4 protein-coding genes are annotated in these 3,213 nt (G+C 39.0%); 1 reads left to right on the top strand and 3 read right to left on the bottom strand.

Going from position 1 to position 3,213, the window contains the following annotated elements; all coding sequences use genetic code 11:
- Window positions 1-96 precede the first annotated feature (96 nt).
- Window positions 97-1,179: an aminotransferase class V-fold PLP-dependent enzyme gene (locus tag ACOVO2_RS03940; protein ID WP_421768716.1), complete on the top strand. Its 1,083-nt coding sequence runs from the start codon at window positions 97-99 to the stop codon at window positions 1,177-1,179.
- Between the two features lie 84 nt (window positions 1,180-1,263).
- Here ACOVO2_RS03940 and ACOVO2_RS03935 read toward each other — a convergent pair whose 3' ends face one another.
- The 3 genes from ACOVO2_RS03935 to ACOVO2_RS03925 all read right to left on the bottom strand — a co-directional run bounded on the left by ACOVO2_RS03935 (window position 1,264) and on the right by ACOVO2_RS03925 (window position 3,211).
- Complete coding sequence (locus tag ACOVO2_RS03935; RefSeq protein ID WP_421768715.1) at window positions 1,264-2,007, bottom strand: shikimate dehydrogenase family protein; 744 nt, start codon at window positions 2,005-2,007, stop codon at window positions 1,264-1,266.
- A 74-nt stretch (window positions 2,008-2,081) separates the two neighbouring features.
- Window positions 2,082-2,543 (bottom strand): PPC domain-containing DNA-binding protein, encoded by a 462-nt coding sequence (locus ACOVO2_RS03930; protein WP_421768714.1) that lies wholly within the window; start codon window positions 2,541-2,543, stop codon window positions 2,082-2,084.
- Between the two features lie 23 nt (window positions 2,544-2,566).
- Complete coding sequence (locus ACOVO2_RS03925; protein ID WP_421768713.1) at window positions 2,567-3,211, bottom strand: VTT domain-containing protein; 645 nt, start codon at window positions 3,209-3,211, stop codon at window positions 2,567-2,569.
- Window positions 3,212-3,213: the final 2 nt, after the last annotated feature.

Here is a 3,213-nt window from a genome sequence, read left to right as displayed (position 1 = left end):
CAAGAAAGAATTATACTTTTTGAAGCATTTAAGGTCGGTTAGCTGAGTATCTCACCGACTTTTTTTATTTTTGAACTCTCCGTAACAAAACCATTCATGAAAAACATCTATTTCACTGCCGGTCCCGCCGAATTGAATCCTAAGTTTGAAGAGTTCATGCGTCAAGCCATTGACGAGCAAATTGGTTCAATTTCTCACAGAAGCGGACAATTTCGCAAGATTTATCAACATTGTGTGGAAAACTTACGCACACTCATGAATATTCCTGCGTCGTCGGGTATTTTCTTTACAGGTTCGGCTTCCGAAGTGTGGGAACGTATCTTATTGAACTTAGTAGAACACGAAAGCTTCCACTTAGTAAATGGTTCGTTTTCTGATAAATTCTACAAATATGCTGTTTCGGCTCAAAAATTTGCTCATAAGTTCGAAAAGCCAATCGGCGAAGGCTTTAGCTACGGAGAAATAGAAGTACCAGAGTATGCCGAACTTATCTGCGTAACGCAAAACGAAACCAGCACGGGCGTGCAAATGCGTGAGGCCGATATTCACAAACTCAAACGCAGCAACCAAAAACGCTTGATGGCGGTTGATATGGTTTCGTCGGCACCAATTCCAGAACTTGATTTAGATTTGATTGATACGGCTTTCTTTTCGGTACAAAAAGCCTTTGGCTTACCCGCAGGTTTAGGCGTGTGGATTGCCAACGAAAAATGTCTTGAAAAGGCCAAACGCTTGGCTAAATACGAAGGCGTAACGATTGGGGCCCACCATAATTTACCAGTTTTGTGGAAAAATTATGAAACTTACGAAACTCCAGCAACACCCAATGTTTTGGGTATTTATTTGCTCGGAAAAGTAGCCGAAGAAATGAATAAAACAGGTATTGAAAATATCAGAAAAGAAACCGACGAGAAAGCAAAGAAAATTTATAAATACCTCGAAACCAGCAATTTATGCAGCATTGCGGTAAAAAATCCAGAGCATCGCTCGAAAACTGTGGTAGTTGCTGATACTAAAAAATCTTCAAAGGGAATTATTGAAGCTTTGAAAGAAAAAAATATGATTGTGGGTAGTGGCTACGGCCCCAACAAAGATACACAAATCAGAATTTCAAATTTCCCATCCAATACAATGGAGCAAATTGATACACTCATAGCCGCTCTGAAAACGATGGAATAAGCTTATAGTTTTTCTGTAAATAAAACAGCCCGCCGAAAGAAATTTTGGCGGGCTATTTTATTTAAAGTCTATGCTATGATTATTTTATGAATTCCAAACTTCCCACGCTTTTTCGGCTTGGAGATGGAGCATCGGTAAGCCATTATGTGTTTTTGCTCCTTGTTCTTTTCCTTTTTGCAAAAACAATGTTTCGAGTGGATTATAGACTAAATCATAAAGAAAATGATTTTCGGTCAGAGATTCGTACGGAATAGCAGGACATTGGTCAGATTTAGGGTAAGTACCAACGGGCGAACAGTTGATAATCAATTGATAATCAGCGATTAAACTCGGAATTTCCTCGTAAGAAATATTTTCTTCTGATTTGGTACGAGAAACAGTTTTATAGGCGATTCCTAAATCTTTTAGTGCTGCCACAACAGCTTTTCCTGCTCCACCATTGCCCAAAACAAGGGCTTTAATTGATGGAATATTGACTTCTGAAAGAAAATCTTCGAGCGAAGTTTTGAATCCGTAATAGTCTGAATTATAACCGATTAGACGACCATCCTCCATAAATTTAATGACATTCACTGCCCCAACTTTTTCGGCCGAAGCATCGAGCCCATCTAAAAAAGGCATTACCGCCTGTTTGTGCGGAATCGTCACGTTTAAGCCTTTTAGATTTGGTTCATCTTTCAATAATTGCGGAAATTGCTGAATATCCGACAACTCGAAAAGTTTGTATTCGTGGGTTTCGGAAAGACCCATTTGCTCAAATTTTTCGGTAAAATATTTTTTTGAAAATGAGTGTCCGAGCGGAAATCCGATTAGGGCGTAGGCGTTCATGGATAGTTTATTAGTGGTTGCTTTTTGTAGGATAGGGGTTGCAACCCCTATCCTACGAAATATTTATTCGATACTTACTTCTTTTTTCGGCGGCGGACTACGAGTTCTTTGTAGCCAAAGGTTGGGTCGGGTTCTCGTACGAAATCATAATCGGGCATGATTCCGAGTACGATTTCGGCAGTTGTATAAATCAAACTTTCATCGCCCAAATGTCCGCCAATGGTTTTTCCTGTCGAATCGCTCACCGAAATATGAATATGCGAGCCGTTTTTCGACAAAACACCAACCAAGGAAACAATCTCGAAATGCCCTTTGAGCATCTCGTATTTTTCTTGGTTGGCGTATCTGATATTTACTGATGTCAGGCTACCCACGCAGGTAAGTACGCAAGCGGCCGATATTTGTTTTTCGTCAATGAATCGTTGAAGTTCTTTCTTTAAATCCTGATTCGGGCGAAGTCTGAAAGCGTAGCTTTGCGTGACCGATGTCGATAATTGCTGGGCATTAGTTTGCATAGCGAACAGACTGACTATCAAAATTTTAAAGAAAAATTTCATCATTATGCTTTAGCAAATTTTGCTTTCAAGATTCCAATAATCATTGGTAAAATCGATATGAAAACAATTCCTAAAACAACTTTTTCGAAATTGTGTTTTACCCATTCGTTTGAACCCAAGAAATAACCCAAAAGCGTAATGCTCGTTACCCACAAAACTGCTCCTAACACACAATATGTAATGTATTTAGGATATTTCATGCTACCTGCACCCGCCACAAATGGAGCGATTGTACGAATAATCGGCATAAAACGAGCAATAATTACGGCTTTACCACCATGTTTATCGTAAAACTCTTCGGTTTTTGTGATGTATTCACGCTTCAAGAAAAGTATTTTGTCACGTGATTTGATAAACTTACTAAAGTTTTTCCCGACTAAATAATTCACGTTATCGCCCAAAAGTGCCGCAATAATTAACATCGGAATCACGAAAGCAATATCCAGTTTACCAGTGGTTGAAGCCAACAAACCCACCGCAAAAAGCAACGAATCGCCCGGTAAAAGTGGCATAATAATAAAGCCCGTTTCTACAAAAATAATGAGAAACAAAATAGCATACGTGAGCGTATCGTATTCGGCCAAAAACCACTGAAGCGTAGTTAATGGGTCTTTTAAAAAGTCTAAAATAAAATGTATGAATTCCATGA

It is taken from the genome of Emticicia sp. (genome assembly GCF_049241225.1).
GTDB lineage: Bacteria > Bacteroidota > Bacteroidia > Cytophagales > Spirosomataceae > Emticicia.
The sequence above is the reverse complement of the archived record's forward strand: the minus strand, read 5'-3'. Positions and strand labels throughout refer to the sequence as shown.

What these genes read in the sequence shown, in the direction of transcription:
- ACOVO2_RS03940 (WP_421768716.1), top strand. Translation starts at nt 97, where the DNA reads ATGAAAAACATCTATTTCACTGCCGGTCCCGCCGAATTGAATCCTAAG.
- ACOVO2_RS03925 (WP_421768713.1), bottom strand. Translation starts at nt 3,211, where the DNA reads ATGGAATTCATACATTTTATTTTAGACTTTTTAAAAGACCCATTAACT.
- ACOVO2_RS03935 (WP_421768715.1), bottom strand. Translation starts at nt 2,007, where the DNA reads ATGAACGCCTACGCCCTAATCGGATTTCCGCTCGGACACTCATTTTCA.